General features: G+C 68.8%; 18 protein-coding genes. 7 read left to right on the top strand and 11 right to left on the bottom strand.

Going from position 1 to position 20,486, the window contains the following annotated elements; all coding sequences use genetic code 11:
• Positions 1 to 10: 10 nt before the first annotated feature.
• From ACOQPP_RS02360 to ACOQPP_RS02350, 3 genes are all read right to left on the bottom strand, one after another.
• Positions 11 to 1,000 carry a hypothetical protein gene (locus tag ACOQPP_RS02360; RefSeq protein ID WP_419165591.1) on the bottom strand — a complete coding sequence of 330 codons (990 nt, stop codon included), beginning with the start codon at positions 998 to 1,000 and terminating at the stop codon, positions 11 to 13.
• 2 nt (positions 1,001 to 1,002) lie between these two features.
• A complete protein-coding gene (locus ACOQPP_RS02355; protein WP_419165590.1) occupies positions 1,003 to 2,565 on the bottom strand; it encodes a hypothetical protein in 1,563 nt (520 codons plus the stop codon).
• Between the two features lie 260 nt (positions 2,566 to 2,825).
• Positions 2,826 to 4,109: a serpin family protein gene (locus tag ACOQPP_RS02350; RefSeq protein ID WP_419165589.1), complete on the bottom strand. Its 1,284-nt coding sequence runs from the start codon at positions 4,107 to 4,109 to the stop codon at positions 2,826 to 2,828.
• Between the two features lie 404 nt (positions 4,110 to 4,513).
• Here ACOQPP_RS02350 and ACOQPP_RS02345 point away from each other — a divergent pair, with 404 nt between their 5' ends.
• Positions 4,514 to 6,931, top strand: a complete 2,418-nt coding sequence (locus ACOQPP_RS02345; RefSeq protein WP_420635792.1) for an Ig-like domain-containing protein — start codon at positions 4,514 to 4,516, stop codon at positions 6,929 to 6,931.
• A 7-nt stretch (positions 6,932 to 6,938) separates the two neighbouring features.
• Here ACOQPP_RS02345 and ACOQPP_RS02340 read toward each other — a convergent pair whose 3' ends face one another.
• Together ACOQPP_RS02340 and ACOQPP_RS02335 are read right to left on the bottom strand one after the other, a co-directional pair.
• Positions 6,939 to 8,351, bottom strand: coding sequence for a hypothetical protein (locus ACOQPP_RS02340; RefSeq protein WP_419165587.1), 1,413 nt, complete (start codon positions 8,349 to 8,351; stop codon positions 6,939 to 6,941).
• A 145-nt stretch (positions 8,352 to 8,496) separates the two neighbouring features.
• Entirely contained in the window at positions 8,497 to 9,576 is a 1,080-nt protein-coding gene (locus ACOQPP_RS02335; protein ID WP_419165586.1) for a hypothetical protein, read from the bottom strand.
• A gap of 18 nt (positions 9,577 to 9,594) precedes the next feature.
• Between ACOQPP_RS02335 and ACOQPP_RS02330 the strand changes: the two genes are divergently transcribed.
• Complete coding sequence (locus ACOQPP_RS02330; protein WP_419165585.1) at positions 9,595 to 9,861, top strand: hypothetical protein; 267 nt, start codon at positions 9,595 to 9,597, stop codon at positions 9,859 to 9,861.
• 48 nt (positions 9,862 to 9,909) lie between these two features.
• Here the strand turns inward: ACOQPP_RS02330 and ACOQPP_RS02325 are convergent, their stop codons facing one another.
• Both ACOQPP_RS02325 and ACOQPP_RS02320 read right to left on the bottom strand, forming a co-directional pair.
• Positions 9,910 to 11,253 carry a 3-keto-disaccharide hydrolase gene (locus tag ACOQPP_RS02325; protein ID WP_419165584.1) on the bottom strand — a complete coding sequence of 448 codons (1,344 nt, stop codon included), beginning with the start codon at positions 11,251 to 11,253 and terminating at the stop codon, positions 9,910 to 9,912.
• Complete coding sequence (locus ACOQPP_RS02320) at positions 11,253 to 12,650, bottom strand: Gfo/Idh/MocA family protein (RefSeq protein WP_419165583.1); 1,398 nt, start codon at positions 12,648 to 12,650, stop codon at positions 11,253 to 11,255. Before ACOQPP_RS02320 ends, ACOQPP_RS02325 begins: the two co-directional genes overlap by 1 nt.
• 115 nt (positions 12,651 to 12,765) lie before the next feature.
• Here ACOQPP_RS02320 and ACOQPP_RS02315 point away from each other — a divergent pair, with 115 nt between their 5' ends.
• Entirely contained in the window at positions 12,766 to 13,371 is a 606-nt protein-coding gene (locus ACOQPP_RS02315; protein ID WP_420635791.1) for a peptidylprolyl isomerase, read from the top strand.
• 412 nt (positions 13,372 to 13,783) lie between these two features.
• On the opposite strand, the gene ACOQPP_RS02310 is transcribed toward ACOQPP_RS02315, so the two are convergent.
• From ACOQPP_RS02310 to ACOQPP_RS02300, 3 genes are read right to left on the bottom strand one after another with little or no spacing between them, the layout of a single operon-like run.
• Positions 13,784 to 14,284, bottom strand: coding sequence for a hypothetical protein (locus ACOQPP_RS02310; protein ID WP_419165581.1), 501 nt, complete (start codon positions 14,282 to 14,284; stop codon positions 13,784 to 13,786).
• 35 nt (positions 14,285 to 14,319) lie between these two features.
• Positions 14,320 to 14,739, bottom strand: a complete 420-nt coding sequence (locus ACOQPP_RS02305; protein WP_419165580.1) for a hypothetical protein — start codon at positions 14,737 to 14,739, stop codon at positions 14,320 to 14,322.
• Positions 14,740 to 14,759: 20 nt separating this feature from the next.
• On the bottom strand, positions 14,760 to 16,064 hold the full coding sequence (locus ACOQPP_RS02300; RefSeq protein WP_419165579.1) for a M28 family metallopeptidase: 1,305 nt from the start codon (positions 16,062 to 16,064) through the stop codon (positions 14,760 to 14,762).
• Between the two features lie 121 nt (positions 16,065 to 16,185).
• On the opposite strand from ACOQPP_RS02300, the gene ACOQPP_RS02295 reads away from it, so the two are divergent.
• From ACOQPP_RS02295 to ACOQPP_RS02280, 4 genes are all read left to right on the top strand, one after another.
• Complete coding sequence (locus ACOQPP_RS02295; protein ID WP_420635790.1) at positions 16,186 to 17,283, top strand: alpha/beta fold hydrolase; 1,098 nt, start codon at positions 16,186 to 16,188, stop codon at positions 17,281 to 17,283.
• A 44-nt stretch (positions 17,284 to 17,327) separates the two neighbouring features.
• Entirely contained in the window at positions 17,328 to 17,924 is a 597-nt protein-coding gene (locus ACOQPP_RS02290) for a hypothetical protein (RefSeq protein ID WP_419165576.1), read from the top strand.
• A 6-nt stretch (positions 17,925 to 17,930) separates the two neighbouring features.
• Positions 17,931 to 18,485, top strand: a complete 555-nt coding sequence (locus tag ACOQPP_RS02285) for a DUF6644 family protein (RefSeq protein WP_419165575.1) — start codon at positions 17,931 to 17,933, stop codon at positions 18,483 to 18,485.
• A 112-nt stretch (positions 18,486 to 18,597) separates the two neighbouring features.
• On the top strand, positions 18,598 to 18,879 hold the full coding sequence (locus tag ACOQPP_RS02280; protein ID WP_419165574.1) for a hypothetical protein: 282 nt from the start codon (positions 18,598 to 18,600) through the stop codon (positions 18,877 to 18,879).
• Positions 18,880 to 18,897: 18 nt separating this feature from the next.
• Here ACOQPP_RS02280 and ACOQPP_RS02275 read toward each other — a convergent pair whose 3' ends face one another.
• Positions 18,898 to 20,280: a formylglycine-generating enzyme family protein gene (locus ACOQPP_RS02275; RefSeq protein ID WP_419165573.1), complete on the bottom strand. Its 1,383-nt coding sequence runs from the start codon at positions 20,278 to 20,280 to the stop codon at positions 18,898 to 18,900.
• Between the last annotated feature and the right edge of the window lie 206 nt (positions 20,281 to 20,486).

The raw sequence follows: 20,486 nt of genomic DNA, 5'->3' as shown, positions 1-20,486 counted from the left end.
AGCCGCCGAGCTAGCTGGCGGCGGGGCGCACCACGACGGTGATCTCCTCGTCGGCGAACAGGCCGCCGTCGTCGGCGCGGCCGCGCAGGATGTAGGTCCCGGGCTGCGAGAACGTCACCGTCACCGTCCAGCGGTCGTCCTCCGGCGATTCCGGGGGACGCCACAGCGGCGCCCAGGGCGAGTTCGCGCCGGTGCGCGTGTCCTCCCACACCTTCACCTGCGGCGGGTCGAAGGTCGCCTCCCCCTCGCCGCGATAGACGAACCACGACATGAAGAGGCCGTTCACTTTCTGGACGGTCACCCGGGAAGGGGCCGTGAGTTGCCGGCGGCTGAGGCTGGGGTGCGCGCGGGCGATGGAGTCGACCCGGGCGGAGTCCTCCGCCGTATCCGGGGGCTGCGGCGTGCGCCGGCGGCGGGGCTTGAGCAGGCCGTCGTCCTCGACCAGAACGGTCACGGTGACCGGCTGGCCGACGATCGCCTCGCGGGTGCGCTCCCCCTCGAGCGTGATCCTGGGCGGCTCGTTGGCCCGCATCTCGGCGTTGCTGGAGCCCGCGCCGAGCGCCCCGGTCTCCGACATGATCACCGTGTTGTCCACGATGTAGTCGGGCCGCAGCGGGGCGTAGGCGTGCTCGGTGACCCCCTGGCTCGTCAGCGTCCACACCAGTTCCCTGTCGCCCCAGTCCGCCGGGACGCGGACCTTGAACACGAAGCGGTTGCGGCGCGGCAGGAAGTGGGTCGGCTGCCCCCGGTCGGCAGGGCCCGGCGAGAACATGTTGTCCTCGCCCACGGGGACGTCGATCTCCTCGAGCCAGTTCCGGTTCATGTACCCGAACAGGAAGTTGAACGAGCCTTCGTCGTTCTTCTCCCAACCCTCGAACGCCGGCGCCGCGTTCTGGCCACGGGCGTAGGTCTGGGCATGGGAGTCGGTGGGGAGCCCGGACGCGGCGAGGATCAGCGCCAGGAGCGGCGCGACCCGCGGCCGGGAAGGCCCTTCCGACACCTCTAGCGCTCCCGCGAACCGCCGCGCGAACCGCCCCGGTCGCCGGACTCCTCCGACGATTCCGACGAATCGGCGTCGGCCTCGGTGGCGGCGTCGGGCTGCCACCACTCCGCGTCCGCGAAGTAGCTCATATCGCCGTTCTCGGGGATGACCATGCACAGCGGGCAGCCGATCACGTGGTCGTTGGGGCCGAGCGCGAGCCGGTGCCGCCGCATCGCCATCTCCTCCACGAACTGCTCGTCGGACAGTTCCACCCGCATGCCGAGGTCGATGAACATGTTCGCCACCGAGCGGTTCCCCGAGCCCTGCCAGTTGCGCGTGTCGGGGACGTTCCGGTTCGCCTCGGAGGTGTCCATGTAGCCGATGATGTGGAGGATCGTCCCCTTCGGGAGGAGCGGCTGGTGGTCCTGCGCGTAGGTGTAGCCGCGCACCCAGTTGTGGTCGTAGCCGACGCAGTTCAGCGTCTCGACGTTGAAGCCCCAGATCGCCTCGAGACACATGCGCATCCCCGGCGCGTGGAGGTGCGGCTCGAAGGTGACGAGCTTGGTGTGCTGGTTCAGCACCTTGTAGGCGTGGAGTTCCTGTCCCGCCGCGCCCGGCCGCATGTCGATGTCGCTCCCGTTCCCCAGCCCCAGGATGGAGCGCCGGTACTTCGGCTCGTAGTCCGGGGGATGAAAGCGGAAGCCGATCTCGAGGTGGGCGCGCGTGTCGCGGCCGTTGGAATGGAGGTGGACGGAGTTCGAGACCACCGAGGAGCCCGCGCGCAGGAGCCGGCCCGCGTCCTCGTCGAAGAGATCGGGCTCGCGGCCGACCTCGTGCACGGGCCAGCCGGTGTCCGTCGCCGCGCGGTCCGACCCGGGCCCCGTCTCCTGGCCCTCGATGACGCGCGTGCTCCAGATCATGTGATGCACGACGAAGCGGCCGCCGACCGTGTGCCGCCCCCCGTGTTCTCCGTCCCACCGCTGCGGGACGTCGTTCACCTCGCGGATCTCGACCGACTTCACGTAGCGGTCCTCGGTGAGGCCGGTGGGGACGTTCTCGATATCGCCCCACCAGTCGGGGGCGTCGTCCTTAACCAGAACCCCGGGGAGGCGGATGATGAGGTCGGGTTCCCCCGCGGCCCACAGGATGTCGTCGTTGAACTCGAGCGGGGGCGGCAGGTCGGCCGGGTCGCCCTCGGGGGTGCCCGCGCGGCGCCACGCGTCGAGCGCCTCGATCTCCCACTCGTCGAGCGACATGTCGTCCTTGAAGTGCTGGATCCCGATGCCCTTCTCGACGTACCACGGTGGCATGGCCCCGGCCCGGTCCCGGATCTGCGTGCGGCGCGCGATCATGCTCGCGAACGGCTGCACGTCCGCGTAGGTGACGAGCGGCATCGGAGCGACGCCGTTTTCCCGGTGGCAGCGGACGCAGGCCCGCTGCAGGATGGGCGCGATGTCGCGGCTGAACGTGACGTCAACGGCTCCATCGGCGCTCGCGGGGGCCGCCATGTGGCGGGCCGCGGCGACGGGCTCGCCGTTCTGCCCCGCGAGACCGGCGACCGCGGCCGGGAAAACGGCGACCAAGACCAGAAGTCTCCCGGCAAAGGATGGGGTCCGCATCGCGTGCGGCATCGCATGGCTCCTTGTGAGAGGACTCTCACGCGAAGGGTACGCGAGGAAGCGACTCGCTCGGCGTCGGTGAGGTCGCGGTCTGCGAGGGACTCTCACGCGAAGGGTACGCGAGGAAGCGACAGTCGGTCAAACAGGGACCGGTCCGATCCGGTACGGATCCCCGAGACGCCGTCGCCGACTATGGCACGCGCCGACATCGGTGCCCGGGGCCGTCAGTCCCCCGGAGGGCTCGAGAGCTTGCCGGCGAAGAGGATGGTGCCCGAGAGGCGCTCCCGAATGAAGAAGAGGAAGGGCCGGTCGGCGCGAACGACGTGACCCGATCTTTCAACGATCGAGACCACGGTTGCGGCGGCCGCCTCGGTACCCTCCTCGTTGACATCCACCCAGGACTTCTGCTTCACCTCGGAGATCCACAGGCCGCCGACCGGCGAGAGTCTTGTGAAATCCGCCCGGTGATCGAACGCGTCGACCATGCCCAGGGCGGCGAGGTCGTCGTTGAGCGTGCGTTCGTAGGCCATCCGAAAGCGTGGAAGGAAGAGCTGCAAATCGGTCTCGCGAAAGCCGGCGGCGATATCCTCCCATTCCCCGGCGTCCAGGGATGCCGCGAGAGCGTCCACGCTCACGCCTTGCTTCGGAAGGAGCACGGTCATCGAGAAAGCACGGCCGCCGTATGGCAGGTCCACGGCCTGGAATCGGCTGTTCTCCTGATAGGGAAGGTCTGTCGCGATGGTCATCAGTGGAACCGTCAGGGTGGAACCGTCGTCCAGGTGGAAGAGCTGGGATCGCGTGTCGGACGGATCGAAACGGAGGGTCCACGAACCCTTGAAGTAGATTGCGTTGATCAGGTACATCACGACGGCGTTGGGAATCGCGGCGGGAACCATGTCCTCGATTCGGCCGCGCGTCGCAGCTTCGACCCACTCGTTGATCCGCTCGGACGCCGAAGGGTGCGCGAAATCGAGTTCCGCCACCTCGGCGTCGAAGGCCTCCCGCACGGCGTCCAGGAAGTCCGCATGCACGGGGAAGCCCTGCCGAGTCCACACGGAGTTCCCGACCGCGGTCTCGATGGCGGGATCGAGGCCGGAGAGGAGTTCAAGCAGGGATTCGTAGGAGGCGTTGATCTCTTCCTCGGTGAGGCTCCCGAACCCGAGCGCGTCGCGCATCTGGTTCCAGGTCTCCCCCGCCGCTCCGTTCATGGTCATCCCGAGCGCCATCGACGCCGAGAGCGGCGAAAGGAAGAGATTGGCGCCGGGGCGGTTGGCCTGCGCGAGGAGGCCGAAGGCGAAACGGTTGTTCGCCGCGATGAGCTCGATCTCCGCGGCGCTCAACGCGCGCGGAAGCTGCGTGATCTCGTCTACACCGCCGGACGGACCGGTGAAGGGTTCTCCGCACCCGGCTGGAGCCAACAGGAGAAGGGCTCCCGAAACGGAGGATCGGAGGCGGCGCGCGGCGTAGCGCACGCGATCGGTCGGATCCGGACGTTTGCGTTTGGTCATGCTGTCGCCCCCGGTCGTGTCGTGAACGGTAGCCGGGCAAGGAGCCGGGATACAGAGAGGAGACGACTCAGCGCGGTGGCACGTGACAGCCAGAGCGCCGCTTGATCTCCGCCGGTCCAGGCGCGCGCGGTCGTGCTTCACCCCGAAGGCGTTCCCGCGGCCCCGTCCGGAAGTACTGGAGACTGGACAAAGCGGACCGGCTCAAGGTCGAGAAAACGGATCAGGGGCGGGCAAACACAGGCCGAGATCGGAGCGGCGATTCGGGTATTGGACCCAGTCGATCGATTCCTGAGCCCAACGGGTCGCCCTCGACAAACGCTCGGATGGCTGAAACCATGTCAGGTCTTCGCCAGGACCGTTGCGTTCACCGGTTGAGCTGACCGCCGGAATTTGGAGAGACACTCATGAGACGAGCCGCGCTAGCGTTACTGGGTTCACTGATCGGCTGCGGAGGGACGGACGGCACAGCACCGACACCCAGGACGCCCCCGCCAACCCCGCCCCCGCAAAACCGGGCGCCGGAGGCGGTGGGGACGATTCCGGCCCGGACGATGACGGCGGGCGACGAGGTGACGCTGGACGTTTCCTCCTTCTTCGCCGATCCCGACGGGGACGCGCTGACCTACGAGGCGGCGTCGAGCGATCCGGCCGTGGTCGCGGCCGCGGCGTCGGGCAGCAGCCTGACGGTGACGGCGGTGGCCGAGGGGAGCGCGACGGTCACGGTGACGGCGGCCGACCCGGGAGGGCTGACGGCGGCGCAGAGCGCGGCGGTGACCGTCGAGGCGGCCAACCAGGCGCCGGAGGCGGTGGGGACGATTCCGGCCCGGACGATGACGGCGGGCGACGAGGTGACGCTGGAGGTTTCCTCCTTCTTCGCCGATCCCGACGGGGACGCGCTGACCTACGAGGCGGCGTCGAGCGATCCGGCCGTGGTCGCGGCCGCGGCGTCGGGCAGCAGCCTGACGGTGACGGCGGTGGCCGAGGGGAGCGCGACGGTCACGGTGACGGCGGCCGACCCGGGAGGGCTGACGGCGGCGCAGAGCGCGGCGGTGACCGTCGAGGCGGCCAACCAGGCGCCGGAGGCGGTGGGGACGATTCCGGCCCGGACGATGACGGCGGGCGACGAGGTGACGCTGGACGTTTCCTCCTTCTTCGCCGATCCCGACGGGGACGCGCTGACCTACGAGGCGGCGTCGAGCGATCCGGCCGTGGTCGCGGCCGCGGCGTCGGGCAGCAGCCTGACGGTGACGGCGGTGGCCGAGGGGAGCGCGACGGTCACGGTGACGGCGGCCGACCCGGGAGGGCTGACGGCGGCGCAGAGCGCGGCGGTGACCGTCGAGGCGGCCAACCAGGCGCCGGAGGCGGTGGGGACGATTCCGGCCCGGACGATGACGGCGGGCGACGAGGTGACGCTGGACGTTTCCTCCTTCTTCGCCGATCCCGACGGGGACGCGCTGACCTACGAGGCGGCGTCGAGCGACCCGGCCGTGGTCGCGGCCGCGGCGTCGGGCAGCAGCCTGACGGTGACGGCGGTGGCCGAGGGGAGCGCGACGGTCACGGTGACGGCGGCCGACCCGGGAGGGCTGACGGCGGCGCAGAGCGCGGCGGTGACCGTCGAGGCGGCCAACCAGGCGCCGGAGGCGGTGGGGACGATTCCGGCCCGGACGATGACGGCGGGCGACGAGGTGACGCTGGACGTTTCCTCCTTCTTCGCCGATCCCGACGGGGACGCGCTGACCTACGAGGCGGCGTCGAGCGATCCGGCCGTGGTCGCGGCCGCGGCGTCGGGCAGCAGCCTGACGGTGACGGCGGTGGCCGAGGGGAGCGCGACGGTCACGGTGACGGCGGCCGACCCGGGAGGGCTGACGGCGGCGCAGAGCGCGGCGGTGACCGTCGAGGCGGCCAACCAGGCGCCGGAGGCGGTGGGGACGATTCCGGCCCGGACGATGACGGCGGGCGACGAGGTGACGCTGGACGTTTCCTCCTTCTTCGCCGATCCCGACGGGGACGCGCTGACCTACGAGGCGGCGTCGAGCGATCCGGCCGTGGTCGCGGCCGCGGCGTCGGGCAGCAGCCTGACGGTGACGGCGGTGGCCGAGGGGAGCGCGACGGTCACGGTGACGGCGGCCGACCCGGGAGGGCTGACGGCGGCGCAGAGCGCGGCGGTGACCGTCGAGGCGGCCAACCAGGCGCCGGAGGCGGTGGGGACGATTCCGGCCCGGACGATGACGGCGGGCGACGAGGTGACGCTGGACGTTTCCTCCTTCTTCGCCGATCCCGACGGGGACGCGCTGACCTACGAGGCGGCGTCGAGCGACCCGGCCGTGGTCGCGGCCGCGGCGTCGGGCAGCAGCCTGACGGTGACGGCGGTGGCCGAGGGGAGCGCGACGGTCACGGTGACGGCGGCCGACCCGGGAGGGCTGACGGCGGCGCAGAGCGCGGCGGTGACCGTCGAGGACCAGCCACCACCTCCCGCGTTCGAAGTGGACCTTCGAATCGAGCCTTCACAGGGTCCGAACGATGCCTTCAGGGTGCTGGCCGATCCCACGTTCTTCGCCGATGAGTTCGACTTGGAGGTCTACATCATCACCGGGGATGACGCCGCCACCTGGGAATTCACCAACGATCAGCCCATCACAGCCGACGAAGGTCGCGTGGAGTTGGCGGATTTCAACTTCGGCGCGACGCCCCAACCGCCGGAGGACGTCACCAGGGTGAGAGTCGTGTATGACGAGGACTTCAGTACGACTCATACGCTGCAGTGCTCCATAAGCGACGAAAGGAGCGCTCAGCGGATCGAAGTCAGTTGTTCAACGCCGTAACGAGCCGTCATCGATCACGGAAGGCGCTCGTTTGCGTGGGACCGGCGCCCGAAGTCGGCGACCCCAGCTCCGGGCGGACGGTCTCCGGCAGCCGCTTCAAGATGATCGTCGGGACATCGAATTCGTCCGTCTCGACAAAGGCCACGAGGCCGCCGGGCCCGAACGCGTCGGGCATAGGCGTCTGTTCCAGCGACAAGGTGCCCACGTACTCGCCCTCCAGCGAGAGGACATCGATCCAGCCGTCGGCAGCCTCTTCCCCCTCCGGGTCTCCACCCGCGAGCGCCGTCTGCGCATCGATCTGCGCCAAGGGATCGCTCCCCCAGCGTTGGACCCAGATCATCCCGTCCCAAGTCGTCCGAAGGTCCCGCACGAGCGGCACTTCCGGCATGAAGCTCGCATTCGCCAACGCGTCGCGCATGCCGGCCAGCATCTCTTCCATCATGGCCTCGACCTGCGCGCGAAGGGCTGGCGGAAGATCGTCCAGCGACTGCCCGTTTACGTCTCCCGTAGCCGAGGACTCCATGGCTTCCATCATCCGAGCCCGGGCGCGCTCCCGCAGCGGCTCCGTGACAGGCTCGGGGTGGAGGGGGCGGCCTACGATGCGCGCCGGGGCGCCGGAGGCAGATTGGATCTTGACCGCGTATGCGGAGGAATCCGAATACGCCACGCCACCGCCGGGGAGGACATCGAACACGAGGTCGGGCACGAATCCAGTGAACGCCTCGCCGAGAGCACCGAACATCTCCGACGGATCCTCCGCCTCCATCCTGACCGCCCGCTCCGGGCGCGCCTCCCACCCCCCCGCGAACGGCACCGCGGCGGCCTCTTCCGCCTCGGCGAGCGACATGCGGTAGATGGTGCGGTCACCGGTCTCGACGGACACTTCTCCGCTGCTGAAGCGCGCGGCCGGACTTCGGGTCAGGAACAGCGTTCCGCCCTCCCGGGCGGACCGCACGGTCTGCGCCGAAGCGGTCTCGGAGGCCCCCTCGATCGCGAAACGGATCGCGCTCTCGAACGACCCATCGGAGCCGAACAGGAGATACGCGCCGTGACCGTCGTCAACGATCACGACCCCGCCCCCGGGCCGGGCCACCATGTGCCCCACGTCGCGGAGCTCGCCCGGGCCGTCGCCCATGCGCCCGAACTCCGCCGCCAGGCCTCCGACCGCGTCCACGACCACGATGCGGGTCGAGGATCCGGCTTCGTCGCGGATGTAGAGCCGGCCGCCCGCATCGAAGTCCAGGTCCGCGATCTCCGTGAACGCGTCCCACCCCTCCGCCGCGATCCCGCCGATCCGGTACACCCCCTCGAAATCGGCCTCCAGCGGACGGTCCTTACCCGCCGGCGGAGCGGACCCGCCGTCGGTTTCGCCGCCGCAGGCCGCCAGCAGCGTCACGAACACAGCGCAACGAAATCTCATGAATCAGCCTCCCGAGTCGATCGCGTCTTATCGGGTCCGGGATCCGCAGGTTTCGCGACCGAATCTTGTTGCCGCCGGTGAACAGCCCGTCTCCGGGGATCGACCCACTTGACCACCACGACCGGTGCTTTGCGGCACAGCCCCCTTAGCGGACGGCCTGCGGTAGCCTCTTGGCAATGATCGTCGGGACATCGAATTCGTCCGTCTCGACGAAGGCGACCAAGCCGCCAGGCCCGAAAGCCCTCGGCATGGGTGTCTCGTCCGGCGCGAACGTGCCGACGTAGCGCCCATCCGGGGCAAGGATATCGATCGGCCCAGCCGGTCCCTCCGTGGCCCGCCTCAATATGCTCGAGGCTTCCTTCACGGGATCGGCCGCCCGGCGCTGCACCCATATCGTGCCCAACCACGTGGTCCTCACATCTCGCACGACCGGAACCTCGGGCATGAAAGGCGCCTGCTCCACAGTCGCCCTCAAGCCATCCACCATGGACCGGATCAGAGCCTGCGCCTCCGCCCGAGCTCGCGGAGGCAGCCCGTCCACCCCAGCGCCATCGACTTCGAGTTCTTCCTCGAAGACTTCGAGAGCCATTTGTCGCACACGGGTACGTATACGGTCCGTGACGATTTCGGGTGTCAGCGGCCGACGCAGGATCAGACTCCGGGACGACGGCTGGCTTTGGATCTTGATCGCGTAGCCGGAGGAATCCGAATAGACCACGCCACCATCTGGGAGGACGTCGAACAGGAGACGCGGTTCGAAATACGTAATCGCGTTGCCCATTGAAGCGAACGCCTCCTTAGGGTCGCGGACTTCGACCGACCGCTGATCTCTTCCGCGGGGCACCCAGCCCTCGGCAAAAGACGTACCGACGGCAACCTCTTCGAGCAGCGGCACGCGATAGATTGTGCGGTCGCCCAGATCAACCTCCAACTCGGCGTGGCTCAGATTCACAACGGGCTGGCGGGTCAGGAAGACGGCTTCGCCGTCCCGGGCGGCCCTCACGGAGGACGCAAAACCCCTTGCGCGCCGGTCAGCAATCCTTACGTGGCGCTCGTACTCCCCGTCCTGGCCGAAGATCTGGTAGGCGCCGTGTCCGGCGTCGACGATGACCGTCCTGCCGTCCGGCCACACCGCAAAGTGTTCCACGTCGAGGAATTCCCCCGGACCCCCTCCGGAGCGGCCGAACTCGGTCGCCAATCCTCCGGTTGCGTTCACCACGACCACGCGGTCCTCCGCATCGGAGTGATCGAGGACGTACAGGTAGCCTCGTGCGTCGAACGCCAGGCCCGCGATCTCCGTGAACGCATCCCAGCCCTCGGCCGCGATCGAGCCGATGCGATAGACCTCCTCGAAATCGGCAGCGAGCGGCCGGTCCACGCCGGGGAGATCGATCACCTCCTGGGCCCGGGCGGGAACACTCATGGAGGCAGAAAGGAGGATAGCGTTCAACAGACAGGGACCTGCGCGGAACGTTATGGCGCCTCCTGGGCGGCGGTCGACACTGCGTGACATACGCACCTGCGGACTCCGAGTTCCCGCGAGACCCGCAGGTTCGACTCAGTTACCGAGGTTCGTGAGTCGAAGGTTGCGCCAGCGGACCCTGATGCCGCCCCCGTCGTGGATCTGGAGCGCGATCGATCCCTCCGCCTGTCCAATCTTCTCATCCTCGAAATCCACCATCATCGTGCCGTTCAGCCACGTGGTGACCCGGTCGCCATCCGCCCGGATCCGCATGGTATTCCAGTCGCCCATGCGGAGCGCGGCGTCGAGGGCCGGGTCGGGCTGCACGAGCCAGCCGCGGCCGTAGGATTCGTAGATGCCGCCGGTGAAGAGGCCCGGGGGCGCGACTTCGGCCTGCCAGCCGCTCACCGTCGTTCCCTCCACGCTCGAGCGCAGGAAGACGCCGCTGTTTCCGTCCGCCTCCTGCTTGAACTCGACGGTGAGGTCGAAGTCGCGGTACGTCTCCTCGGTCACGAGATAGCCGTACGCCGCGTCGGGCCCGCTCTCGCACACCAGTTCCCCGCCCTCTTCCCCCTCCTCCACGTACCAGCGCTCGGTCCCGTGCACGCGCCAGCCGTCGAGGTTCTCGCCGTTGAAGATTGAGATGGATTCCAGAGGAAGGATCCGGATGCTCCGGTACCAGACGTTCCGCCCGTGGTCCTGTAGGCCAATCGGCCCCGAGGCGGCGCGGCCGTAGCGAGGATACGGAGCGAACTTGCTCGCCGCGACGAGCGCCTCCCACTCGGGGGACCCCAGTTCGTACTCGACCGTTTTCTCCCCGTTCAGCCAGTGCTCGACGAGGTTGTTCTGGATCCGGATCCGGCCCTCGTTCCACTCGCCCGGCCCATGCAGCGTCGTCTCGCCCGCTGAGTGCAGGTCGTAGTTGTCGCCGGTCAGGTGCGTGTGCATGTCCATCGTGCCCATCTCGATGTACGCCGGGTCGTCCAGCACCTGATACTCGGGCGCGTTGTACCAGATTGCGGCGCTCTCCTCCTCGATCACGCGGTAGAGGACGCCGCTGTTGGCGACCTCCGAGAGCATGAACTCGAACCTGAGGTCGAAGTCGGTGAAGGACTCGGTGGTCACGATGTCGCCGCCGACCGCCACGTCGGGGTCGGTGGCGGTCGCGCCCACGACGAGCGCCCCGTCGATCACGGCCCAGCCCGTGTCGGGAAACGCCTCGCGGTTGTAGCCGCGCCAGCCCGCCGTCGTCTCGCCGTCGAAGAGGAGGCGCCAGCCGGCCTCGCGCTCGGCATCCGTGAGGGTGTTGGGCGGCGTCTCCGCCGTGTCCGGCGAGGCTTCCGGGGCAGTCTCCGGGGCTTCGGAGCAGGCGAGCACCAGAGCCCCGACGAGCAGGGGAGCGAATCCCGTCGCGCGTCGCGTCCTTCGCGGGGCGCGCATCAGACGAGCCTCATGGTGTCGGGATCCCAGCGCACGATGCGGTCCTCGAAGTAGCTCAGGTTGCAGGCGAGCGCCGGCGCGGCCGCGCGGAGCCCGAAGGTTGCGTCCTCCAGCACGGGTGGCCCGCCACGAATCGCCTCGAACCAGTTGAAGAAGTGGTCGACGTGAGCCCCCCGATACCCGCGCTCGACCTCGTACCGGGCCTCGGCCGGCGGGAGCATGCGGACCCGCGGCGGGAGCCCGTCCGCAGACGCCGCGGCCTCGGCCATCTTCTCCTGAGAGAAGGCGTCCATCGGGTCGACGGCGACGTTCTTGCGCAGGACGACCTCGGTCCAGGTCACGTCCATCGCCCCCTCGCTCCCCACCAATCTCAGAAACGTGCTGCCGGAGGTCCCGTCCACGAAGTTCACGCGCAGAGACAGGTTGAAGCCGGGGTGTGTCTCGGTCTCCGGGTAGTCGAACACGCCGAGCAGGACGTCCGGCACCTCGCGGCCGTCCTTCCAGTAGCGGAGACCTCCGGCGGCCTGGATTCGGGTGGGGCCGCGCGAACTCACGACAAAGTGGAGGCTCGAGAAGAGATGCACGAAGAGATCTCCCGCCACGCCGGTCCCGTAGTCGCGATAGTTGCGCCAGCGGAAGATCCGCAGCGGGTCGTACGGCCGGTCGGGGGCGGGCCCGAGGAAGCCCTTCCAGTCGACCGTTTCCTCGGACGCGTCGGCCGGGATGGGATACTGCCACGCGCCGATGGGGTCATTGCGGGCCCAGAAGCCCTCGGCGTAGTTGAGTTCGCCGATGGCCCCCTCCTCGTACAGTTCCTTCGCCTTCTCGTTGCCGAGCGAACTCATCCCCTGGCTCCCGACCTGGAAGACGGACCCGGACTCCTGCTCGGCGCGGATCAGGTCGTGCCCCTCTTCGATCCGGTGGACCATCGGCTTCTCGCAGTAGACGGCCTTCCCGGTGCGCAGCGCGTCGACCGAGATCGGCTGGTGCCAGTGGTCGGGCGTGCCCACGATGACGGCGTCCACGTCGTCGCGGGCCAGGACCTCCCGATAGTCGCGGGTGGTGAAGATGTCTCCGTGGCGCTCACGGGCGGCCTCGAGACGTCCGTCGAACACGTCGCAGGCGGCCACCAGTTCCACTCCGGGAATGCGCAGCGCGGTCGATACGTCCGCCATGCCCATCCCGCCAGCGCCGATGATGCCGAGTCCGATGCTGTCGGAGGGTGCGACCCGCCGCCCCGGGGTCCGGCGGGCCATCGTCCGGCGGATCGCCGAATCCGACGCGGCCAGGCGCGATGGCACGCCCGCCGCGAGCAGCGAGCCGGCCGCTACGGACTTGACGAACTTCCGCCGGCTACCGGCGGTGGGTGACGTGGGACCAGACTTCGTTTCGCTCATCACTGTCGCTCACGCTGGGAGTGCATTCAGGCCGCCGGTTCGCGGGCGAGGTCGCCCCGGGCTGGCTCGAAAACGTAAGGTTGTGCCGATCAGGTCGGCAAAAGGAGGGGCAAGCGTGCGAACTCGATGCGTGCTAACCGCGATTCTTCTGGCGCTCGGCGTCGGGGCCGCCGGCTGCCGCGCCCACCCGCCCCCGGCGGAGGACCCCGTCCGGGTCGTCATCGAGACGGAGGTGGGCGCCCTCGAACTGGAGGTGGATATCGACCGGGCACCCGTCACCGCCGCCAACTTCCTCCGCTATGTCGACGGCGGGTTCTACGACGGCGGCACCTTCTTCCGGACCGTGCACGCGGAGAACCAGCCCAATGACTCGATTCGGATCGCGGTCGTCCAGGGGGGACGGAATCCGGACACCGAAGCCGAGTCCTTCCCGCCCATCCCGCTGGAACGCACCAGCGAGACCGGGATCCTGCACGTCGACGGGGCGGTTTCGATGGCGCGCGGCGGCCCCGACAGCGCCACGCAGAGCTTTTTCATCTGCATCGGCGACCAGCCGTCGCTCGACTTCGGCGGCATGCGCAACCCCGACGGGCAGGGCTTCGCGGCCTTCGGGAGGGTGGTGGACGGAATGGATGTGGTGCTGGCGATCCACCGGGCACCCTATGAGGCGCAGCAACTGACGCCCCCGGTGCGGGTCGTGAGGGTCCAACGCAAGGAGTAGCCGACGCCTTTAGCTGTAAATGCCACGATGGTTGTTCACGAGAAGGCCGAGTAACCGACGCTCCCAACTCCAGGGCGCGGACGCAAGCCTCCCTCCCGTCACAACGGGCCTGGTCGCCACGGCCCGCGGAGCAACTGCGCGAGATTTCGAGCCGTGGTGGGCGTGTCGGCGCCCCTGTGTTCGCCTATGCCAATCGAAAGTGTGATCTTCAATTGGCATAGGGCTTCACAGGGACTTCCAACAACCACCCACAGGCAGGAACGCCGGGGCGCACTCATCACGAGGACGATCCGGCCATAGGGCGAAGATCGGCCAGTTCATGGCCGACAACGGAGCGGCGACCCCCTTCCGGCGCCTCGTGGAGTTACGCGTCACCGATGTCCTTGTGACGCACATCCAGTGTACCGCCGCCTCAGCGAGTGTCGGCTTCATCGCCGACCGTAGCCTTGAGCCTGGCCTCGGACTCGGCCACGCCCTTCGGCAGCACCAGGTTGTCCGCGATCGCCGCGATCGCCTCGGCATCGCGCCATGCCCGCTCCAGACGCCACAGCTCGCCCTCCAGCGCGCGGCGTTCATCCTCTTCGTGGACGGCCATCTCCAGCGCGAGCCGGGTCGGTTTGGGCATCTTGTGGATCCACCCCGGAATCCCCTTCGACGCGTATCGCTCCTGCTCTTCCACGGTGGCGGTCAGGAACCGCTGTGAGTGCCCATGGTCTTCGATCCGGGACACGGCGTGCGCCACGTCCCGGGACCGCCCGCCTCCGAAATTGATCAACGAGAGGATGCTGTTCATGGCACGGCGCGCGTCCTCGCCTTCGTACCACTCTCTCTTGTCGGCCCAGAACCGACCGTCGCCCCGGCGCAGGTGTTTGCCGAGGTGGGTCTCCACGCGAAAGCCTATCTCGTCATCCACGGGAGCCACTCTCGTCGTACTGCGAACGGCCTGATTCAGAATTCGCGGGCTGCCGTCGGAGTGGGGGAAACGGGCGATCTGTGCCACCGCTCTCCACATGTTGATGGCCGTTGGCGTCGGCGACGCCTCCCGAACTGGTCGCCGTATCGCCACGCGGCGAACTCGGGGCGCAGGGGCTCCCCGATCCGAACCAGTTCCAGGCCCTCGGGGTGGCGCGCGAGTCCGATGTTGTCCGACGACGTGCGTACCCGCGTCCTGCGAAAGAGCTTCTCGCACGTCTCGATGGCTTCCCAGCGCTCCTCCAGCGGCGTCAGGTTCCAGCGCTGGCAATGCCGGCACACGACCCACAGTCGTCCCTTGGCGGAATCGAAGGCGAGCCTCCGACCCACCGGAAAGGCTTCCACCACCTCGTTGCTGCGGAGCGACCTGTTACAGAACAGGCAGGTCTTGTACATGCCCCCGGCCATGGGCGCGGTCAGTTGTCGAGCTTGGCGGCGGTCAGCTGGGCGAGCGCGGCCAGCGTCGTCTGGGCGGCGTTGAGGCCGAGCCGGAAGTCGTCGTCCGAGTACGTGGTCCAGACGTCCGTCGGCTGGTGCCAGTTGGGATCCCACCCGGCGCCGACCTGCGCCCCCCGCTCGTTCTCGCGCAGGCTGATCGCCGGCACGATGTCCATGAACGGCGTGGAATCGGTGTTCGTCATGTGCGGGCCGACCGCGGCCGGATAGTCCGTCGCGTAGTCTTCGTTCGCGGCCTTGAAGAAGAAGGCGAGCTTCATTGACTCGTCCGCCATCTCCGAGTTCGACTGGAACTCGATGTTCACGTCCGCCTCGGGCCGCTGGTTCCGGCTCACCAGGCCGTCCGGGCCGGGGGCGCCGTGGTCCCACAGCATCATGTCGTGCTGCACCATCCCGACCCAGCGCGGCTCCGGATACTGGCCGGAACCGGGCGGATTCTCGATCCCCTGCAGTTCCTGGCGCTGGGCGACGTAGGCCCGTGCCCCGTTGAGGCCCGTCTCCTCGTTGTTCCAGAGGACGAAACGGATCGAGCGTTCGGTCTCGACGTCCGGCGCGCTGAACACGCGCGCGAGTTCCATGACGAGGGCCGTGCCGGAGCCGTCGTCGTTCACCGCCTCGTTTACGCCGTGGCCGTCCATGTGGGCGCCGATGATGTACATCTCGTCCGGGCGCGTCGTCCCCACCTTCGTGCAGTAGACCTCGGAGCGCTCGCCGTCGACGGGCTCCTCGCGGTTGAGTTCGCGGATGCGCTCGTCGGGCTGGGCCATGAGGTCGCGGTTGACGCCGGTGGGGCCCCGGTAGCCGAAGAGCGTGCTGCCGCCCGAGCCCGGGCCGCGCCGGCCCACCAGCCCGCCGGTCGCCGTGGTCAGGTCGCCCTCGTTCGGTCCGGGCCGGCGGCGGACGCCGCCCCCCCGAGGCGGTGTCCCGCGAGGCGCCGCGTCGGGCGGAGGCGGCGGCGGATAGGTGTAGAAGATGCGCTCCGTGTTCGTGCAGCCGAACGCCTGGAGTTGTGTTTCGATCCAGTCGACCGCGTCGCGGTTGCGCTGTGTCCCCTGACGCCGGTCGCCGAACTGGGTCAGCCCCTTGAGGGTCGTCTTGTAGTTGTCGAGCGTCAGCCGGCCGACGAGGGAGGCGATCGGGTCGTCCCGGGCGGGGGCCTCCTGCGCCTGGAGCGCGGGTACGGCAGCCCCGGGCCTGAGCACGGCAGCCCCGAGCCAGAGCGCGGCGGCGGCGACGCGGAATGAAGTGAAGGAACGCGTGCGCATGGACAACCTCCAGGGAGCAGCGCCGAGCCTGGTGACGGCCGGTCGTTGAGGGGACATCCGCTGTTGCGCACCGTAGGTTCGCTCACGGTGGTACCGCAACCGTCCGGAAGGGAGGATCGCCATGTCGAATGCCCGCCACCCCGGCCTCCGTCGGCAAGCCCGCAGAGTCGCCGTGCACCGAGGCCTCGCGCCCCGCGCTGCAGCGGTTCTCACGCTTGCGGCCGTGCCCGTCTCGGCCCAGACGGAGCCGCCTTCGGCCCCGCCCGCCGACTGGGAAGCCACGGCGATCGACTACAGCAACGTGCCGTACCCGCACCCGGTGTCGTACCTCGATGTCGAGGTCTATGGAGACCCCTATCGGCTCGCATACATGGACGTGCCCCCCGCCGGCCCCGCGAACGGACAGGCCGTCGTGCTCTTCCACGGGATGAACTTCTTCGCGGGGGGGTTCCGGCCCACGATCGAGGCCCTGCGGAACGAGGGATTCCGGGTGATCGCGATCGACCGGCTGGGGTTCGGCCGGTCCTCGAAGCCCATCATCCACTACAACCTCCACATTCCGGCCAGGAACGCGAAGCGGCTGCTGGACGCGCTGGGAATCGAGCGCGCCGCGATCGTCGGGCACTCGAGGGGCGGCATGGTCGCGACGCGCTTCGCGTCCACGTACCCGGAGACCACGACGCACGTCGCCATGGTGAACCAGATCGGACTCGCGGACTCGCGGCCGGGACGGGCGTGGACCGACCCCGCGGAGACGTATCAATCCGTCCTCACCGGGACGACGTACGAATCGGTCCTCCGGGGGCACATGCGCTACTACCCGAACGGCTGGCGGCCGGAGTATCTGGAGTGGGTGAAGGTCCAGTACGGCCTCACGCTGAGCGGCGACTGGCCCCGCATGGCACGGGTGCGCGCGGCGCAGCGACAGATCCTGTACGAGGACCCCGTCGTCTACGAGTGGCAGCACATCGCGACCAAGGCGCTCGTCATCGGGGGCGCGGAGGACCGGCTGGTGGCCGACTATCCGGCGCTGGCGCGGAACGTGGCAGAGGAACTGCAGAACGCCGAACTCGTGATCTTCCCGGAAGTGGGCCACTCGCCGCAGTTCGAGATCCCGGAGCCGTTCCATGCGGAACTCATCCGGTTCCTGCGCTCCGATCCCGATGAGCCGGCGGATCGGGCGTGGCGGGACACCGACATCGGCCGGTCGCGGGGTTAGCCGCGAGGGGCGCGGGCCGCTCCGAAGGAATAGGTTCCCCGCCCATGAAGATCTCGAATTCTCCCAAGGAAACCGAAGGACGGGTTCGCCTCACGGGCATCTCGCTCGCGGCCGTGGCATTCGCCGCCGGGTTGGCCGCCGCGTGTTCGGGGGAAGCCCCGGAACGGCCGGTCGCGGTCGCGGACGTGACGGACCTGATGATCTCCGTGCTCGAACCCGCCGCCGAGACCTACTGGGACGGCGTGGGGGAGATCCTCGTTGAAGAGGGCGTACACCTCATCCGCCCGCTCACCGACGACGACTGGACGGCGCTCCGCAACGCGGCGTTCATCCTGGCGGAGTCGGGCAACCTGCTGATGATGGACGGGCGCGTGCGGGACCGCGGGGATTGGATGGCCCATTCCCGCGACATGGTCGATGCGGGCCGGTTGGCGCTCGAGGCGGTCGACCGACGAGACGCCGGCGCCGTGTTCGACGCGGGTGCGGAGGTCTACTACGCCTGCCGCGACTGCCACGCCCGATACGCCGCCGAGACTCTCAGGCCGAGCGACCCCCGCAGCACCGCGCCTGCCGACTCCCTGGGGGCCGTGGCCGAAGACACGTCGACCGGCGATACGACGGACGATCAGGGGAGCCGCTAGGCGCAAATGGAACGATTCCTCGAGTGGCTCGGGAGCACGCCCTGGAGCGTGGCCCTGCTGGAGTCCACGCTGGCGTGGCCGTTGATCGAGTCCACGCACGTCCTCGCGGTGGCGCTCTTCTTCGGGACCGTGATGATGAACGACCTCCGGCTCCTCGGCTGGACCATGCGGCGCGTCCCCGTCTCGGAGGTCACCGGCCGCCTCCTCCCGTGGACCCGGATCGGGTTCACGATCATGGTCATCACCGGACTTCTTATCTTCTACTCCAACCCCGTTCGCTATTACCACAATATATTCTTTCGATTGAAAGTGATTCTGTTCATAGTCGCGGGACTGAACGCCTTCGTCTTTCATCGGGGGATCCACCGCCGGGTGCTCGAGTGGGAGCGCTCTCCCGTCCTCCCGGGGCGGGCGCGGGCGGCCGGCGCGATCTCACTCGCGGCGTGGGCGCTGATCATCGTCTCCGGCCGACTCATCGCCTACAACTGGTTCGACTGTGACATCCCCGGCCAGCCGGACTGGGTGAACTGGGCGGCCGGCTGCCCCGTGGCGGGGGACTGAAGGGCAAGGGAAGGTCGATCCATGCGTCTCTCAGGACTCGCCGCCAAAGCGGACCCCACGCGTATCCTTCCCGGCGGCGTACGTCGAGGGGATCGCCGAGGGGGCCCCGGAAATGCGGCGCTACGCCGAGGAGGTCGCATCGCTCATGCCGGACGTCAAGCCGATCCTCGGAGGTCTGTTCGTGGACGAGGAGGGACGGCTCTGGGTGCGAAGGGTCACTCCTGCCGATGCCCCCGCGTTCTACGACCTGTTCTCCGAGGACGGCGACTACCTGGGTTCCGTTCGCCTGGGGTTCGAGGCAGCCGGGCCCCTCCGGGTCCGCCACGGCCACATCTACACCTGGATCGCGGACGAGCTGGACGTGCCGTATGTCGCGAGGGCACCTCTGCGCTGATGCCGGTCCCCCGCTGGATCAATTCAGCGTTCGGGCGACGCGGAAACCGAAGCTGCTGAACCGGTAAGCGGCATTGTTCCAGTCCCGCCGCGCTGAGCGGAGGTCCCGCGAGTCGTTCAGCCAGGAACCGCCGCGCAGGATCCGATATGTGCAATCGTCCGACTCCCGGGCGCCCCCGTCGGTCGGCGCACCGGAATAGTCGTCGTTCCGGCAATCCCGGGTCCACTCGGCCACGTTCCCGATCACGTCGTACAAGCCGAAGGCGTTCGGGGCGAATGACCCCACCGGCGCCGTGTACTCATGCCCATCCGTACACGATGCGAAATCATCATCCCCGTTCGCGTACCGGCACTGGCCCGCCCGGCTCTGGCCCCAGTAACGCGCCGTCTGCGAGCCCGCCCGCGCCACGTATTCCCACTCCGCCTCGCTCGGAAGCCGGTACTGCCGCCCGGTATGCCGGGACAGCCACCGCACGTACGCCTGGGCGTCGGGCCAGTTCACGTTGATCACCGGACGGTCCCCCCGGCCCCAACCCTCATCGTCCGGCTCGTAGTCGCAGCCCCCGGCCCTCACGCAGGCGTCCCACTCCGCGAACGTCACCTCGTACATCCCCACCGCGAACGGGGCCCCGATCGTCACCGAGTGCAGCGGGCCCTCGTCGTCGCCCCGGTCTCTCTCCGATGCCGGAGAGCCCACCGTGAACGTGCCTGCCGGCACCTTCACCATCTGCGGGCACCCCGAGCAGTCGCTGAACACATTCGCCGGGGCCACCGGGGGGATGTCCGGCGGGACGAATTCCGGCACCGCGGGCGTCGGGGGAGGCTGCGCGGGGGTCGCTCCTTCAGGCGCCCGGACCGGTGCGGGCGCACGCTGGACAACGACCGGGACCGCCGCGAACTGGTAATTGACGTTCCAGTTGGCGAACCAGGCACGGTGTCCGCGGAACACGTACACGTAGCTTGTCGCCGTCAGGGTTTCGCCGGGAGGCAGCGGGTCGTCGCCCGCGGCGCGCAGGATTTCGCCGAACGCGGCCTTCAGCCGGACCGGACCGGGCAGGTTCCGGCTCGCGCGCAGGCCCCAGAGCGTACACGGCGGCTCGTGCGCTTCGACCCGGTAGACGGCGGTCAATTCACCGAGTGGCCTTTCGGACCCGTTGTACACGGAGTAGTCCATCTGCCAGATGTCGATCGGCTGGCCCTCGTTTCCCCTCTTCCGCCTGTATGACGCCGCCGATTCGTGCTCCTCGAGGACCTGGCACCTCTCGGCACCGTATTCGATGATTCTCGCCGACGCGCGCACCTCGATCCCGTTCTCCGAGTACAGCGTCTGCGCGTGAACCTCTGCCGCCGCTGCCGACAGGAAGCCCGACACGACGAGCCAGCGCATCCCAAAGCGAAACATCCCCAATCTCCGTGAGTTTGGCTCCCGTGCACGCCCGCGGCGGGGCGTCGACGCCCCGAGTATAGGGGAGAACACACCCGGGATACCATACGCCATCCGCCCGATCGGGCGGCGTGGCGCTTGACGATCGCCAGCCCGTTTACGACGCTCCGTGCGACCAACTTCTCCGAAGGTAAACGCCATGAGACGCAATAACGGAGGGGAGC

Origin of the sequence: Candidatus Palauibacter sp. (genome assembly GCF_965222475.1) — a bacterium.
Classification (GTDB): domain Bacteria; phylum Gemmatimonadota; class Gemmatimonadetes; order Palauibacterales; family Palauibacteraceae; genus Palauibacter.
The sequence above is the reverse complement of the archived record's forward strand: the minus strand, read 5'-3'. Positions and strand labels throughout refer to the sequence as shown.

Bases quoted from the DNA above. Each gene is read 5' to 3' on its own strand.
- ACOQPP_RS02350 (WP_419165589.1), bottom strand. From the start codon at position 4,109: ATGACCAAACGCAAACGTCCGGATCCGACCGATCGCGTGCGCTACGCC.
- ACOQPP_RS02345 (WP_420635792.1), top strand. From the start codon at position 4,514: ATGAGACGAGCCGCGCTAGCGTTACTGGGTTCACTGATCGGCTGCGGA.
- ACOQPP_RS02340 (WP_419165587.1), bottom strand. From the start codon at position 8,351: ATGAGATTTCGTTGCGCTGTGTTCGTGACGCTGCTGGCGGCCTGCGGC.
- ACOQPP_RS02325 (WP_419165584.1), bottom strand. From the start codon at position 11,253: ATGCGCGCCCCGCGAAGGACGCGACGCGCGACGGGATTCGCTCCCCTG.
- ACOQPP_RS02320 (WP_419165583.1), bottom strand. From the start codon at position 12,650: ATGAGCGAAACGAAGTCTGGTCCCACGTCACCCACCGCCGGTAGCCGG.
- ACOQPP_RS02305 (WP_419165580.1), bottom strand. From the start codon at position 14,739: ATGTACAAGACCTGCCTGTTCTGTAACAGGTCGCTCCGCAGCAACGAG.
- ACOQPP_RS02300 (WP_419165579.1), bottom strand. From the start codon at position 16,064: ATGCGCACGCGTTCCTTCACTTCATTCCGCGTCGCCGCCGCCGCGCTC.
- ACOQPP_RS02295 (WP_420635790.1), top strand. From the start codon at position 16,186: ATGTCGAATGCCCGCCACCCCGGCCTCCGTCGGCAAGCCCGCAGAGTC.
- ACOQPP_RS02290 (WP_419165576.1), top strand. From the start codon at position 17,328: ATGAAGATCTCGAATTCTCCCAAGGAAACCGAAGGACGGGTTCGCCTC.
- ACOQPP_RS02285 (WP_419165575.1), top strand. From the start codon at position 17,931: ATGGAACGATTCCTCGAGTGGCTCGGGAGCACGCCCTGGAGCGTGGCC.
- ACOQPP_RS02280 (WP_419165574.1), top strand. From the start codon at position 18,598: ATGCGGCGCTACGCCGAGGAGGTCGCATCGCTCATGCCGGACGTCAAG.
- ACOQPP_RS02275 (WP_419165573.1), bottom strand. From the start codon at position 20,280: ATGTTTCGCTTTGGGATGCGCTGGCTCGTCGTGTCGGGCTTCCTGTCG.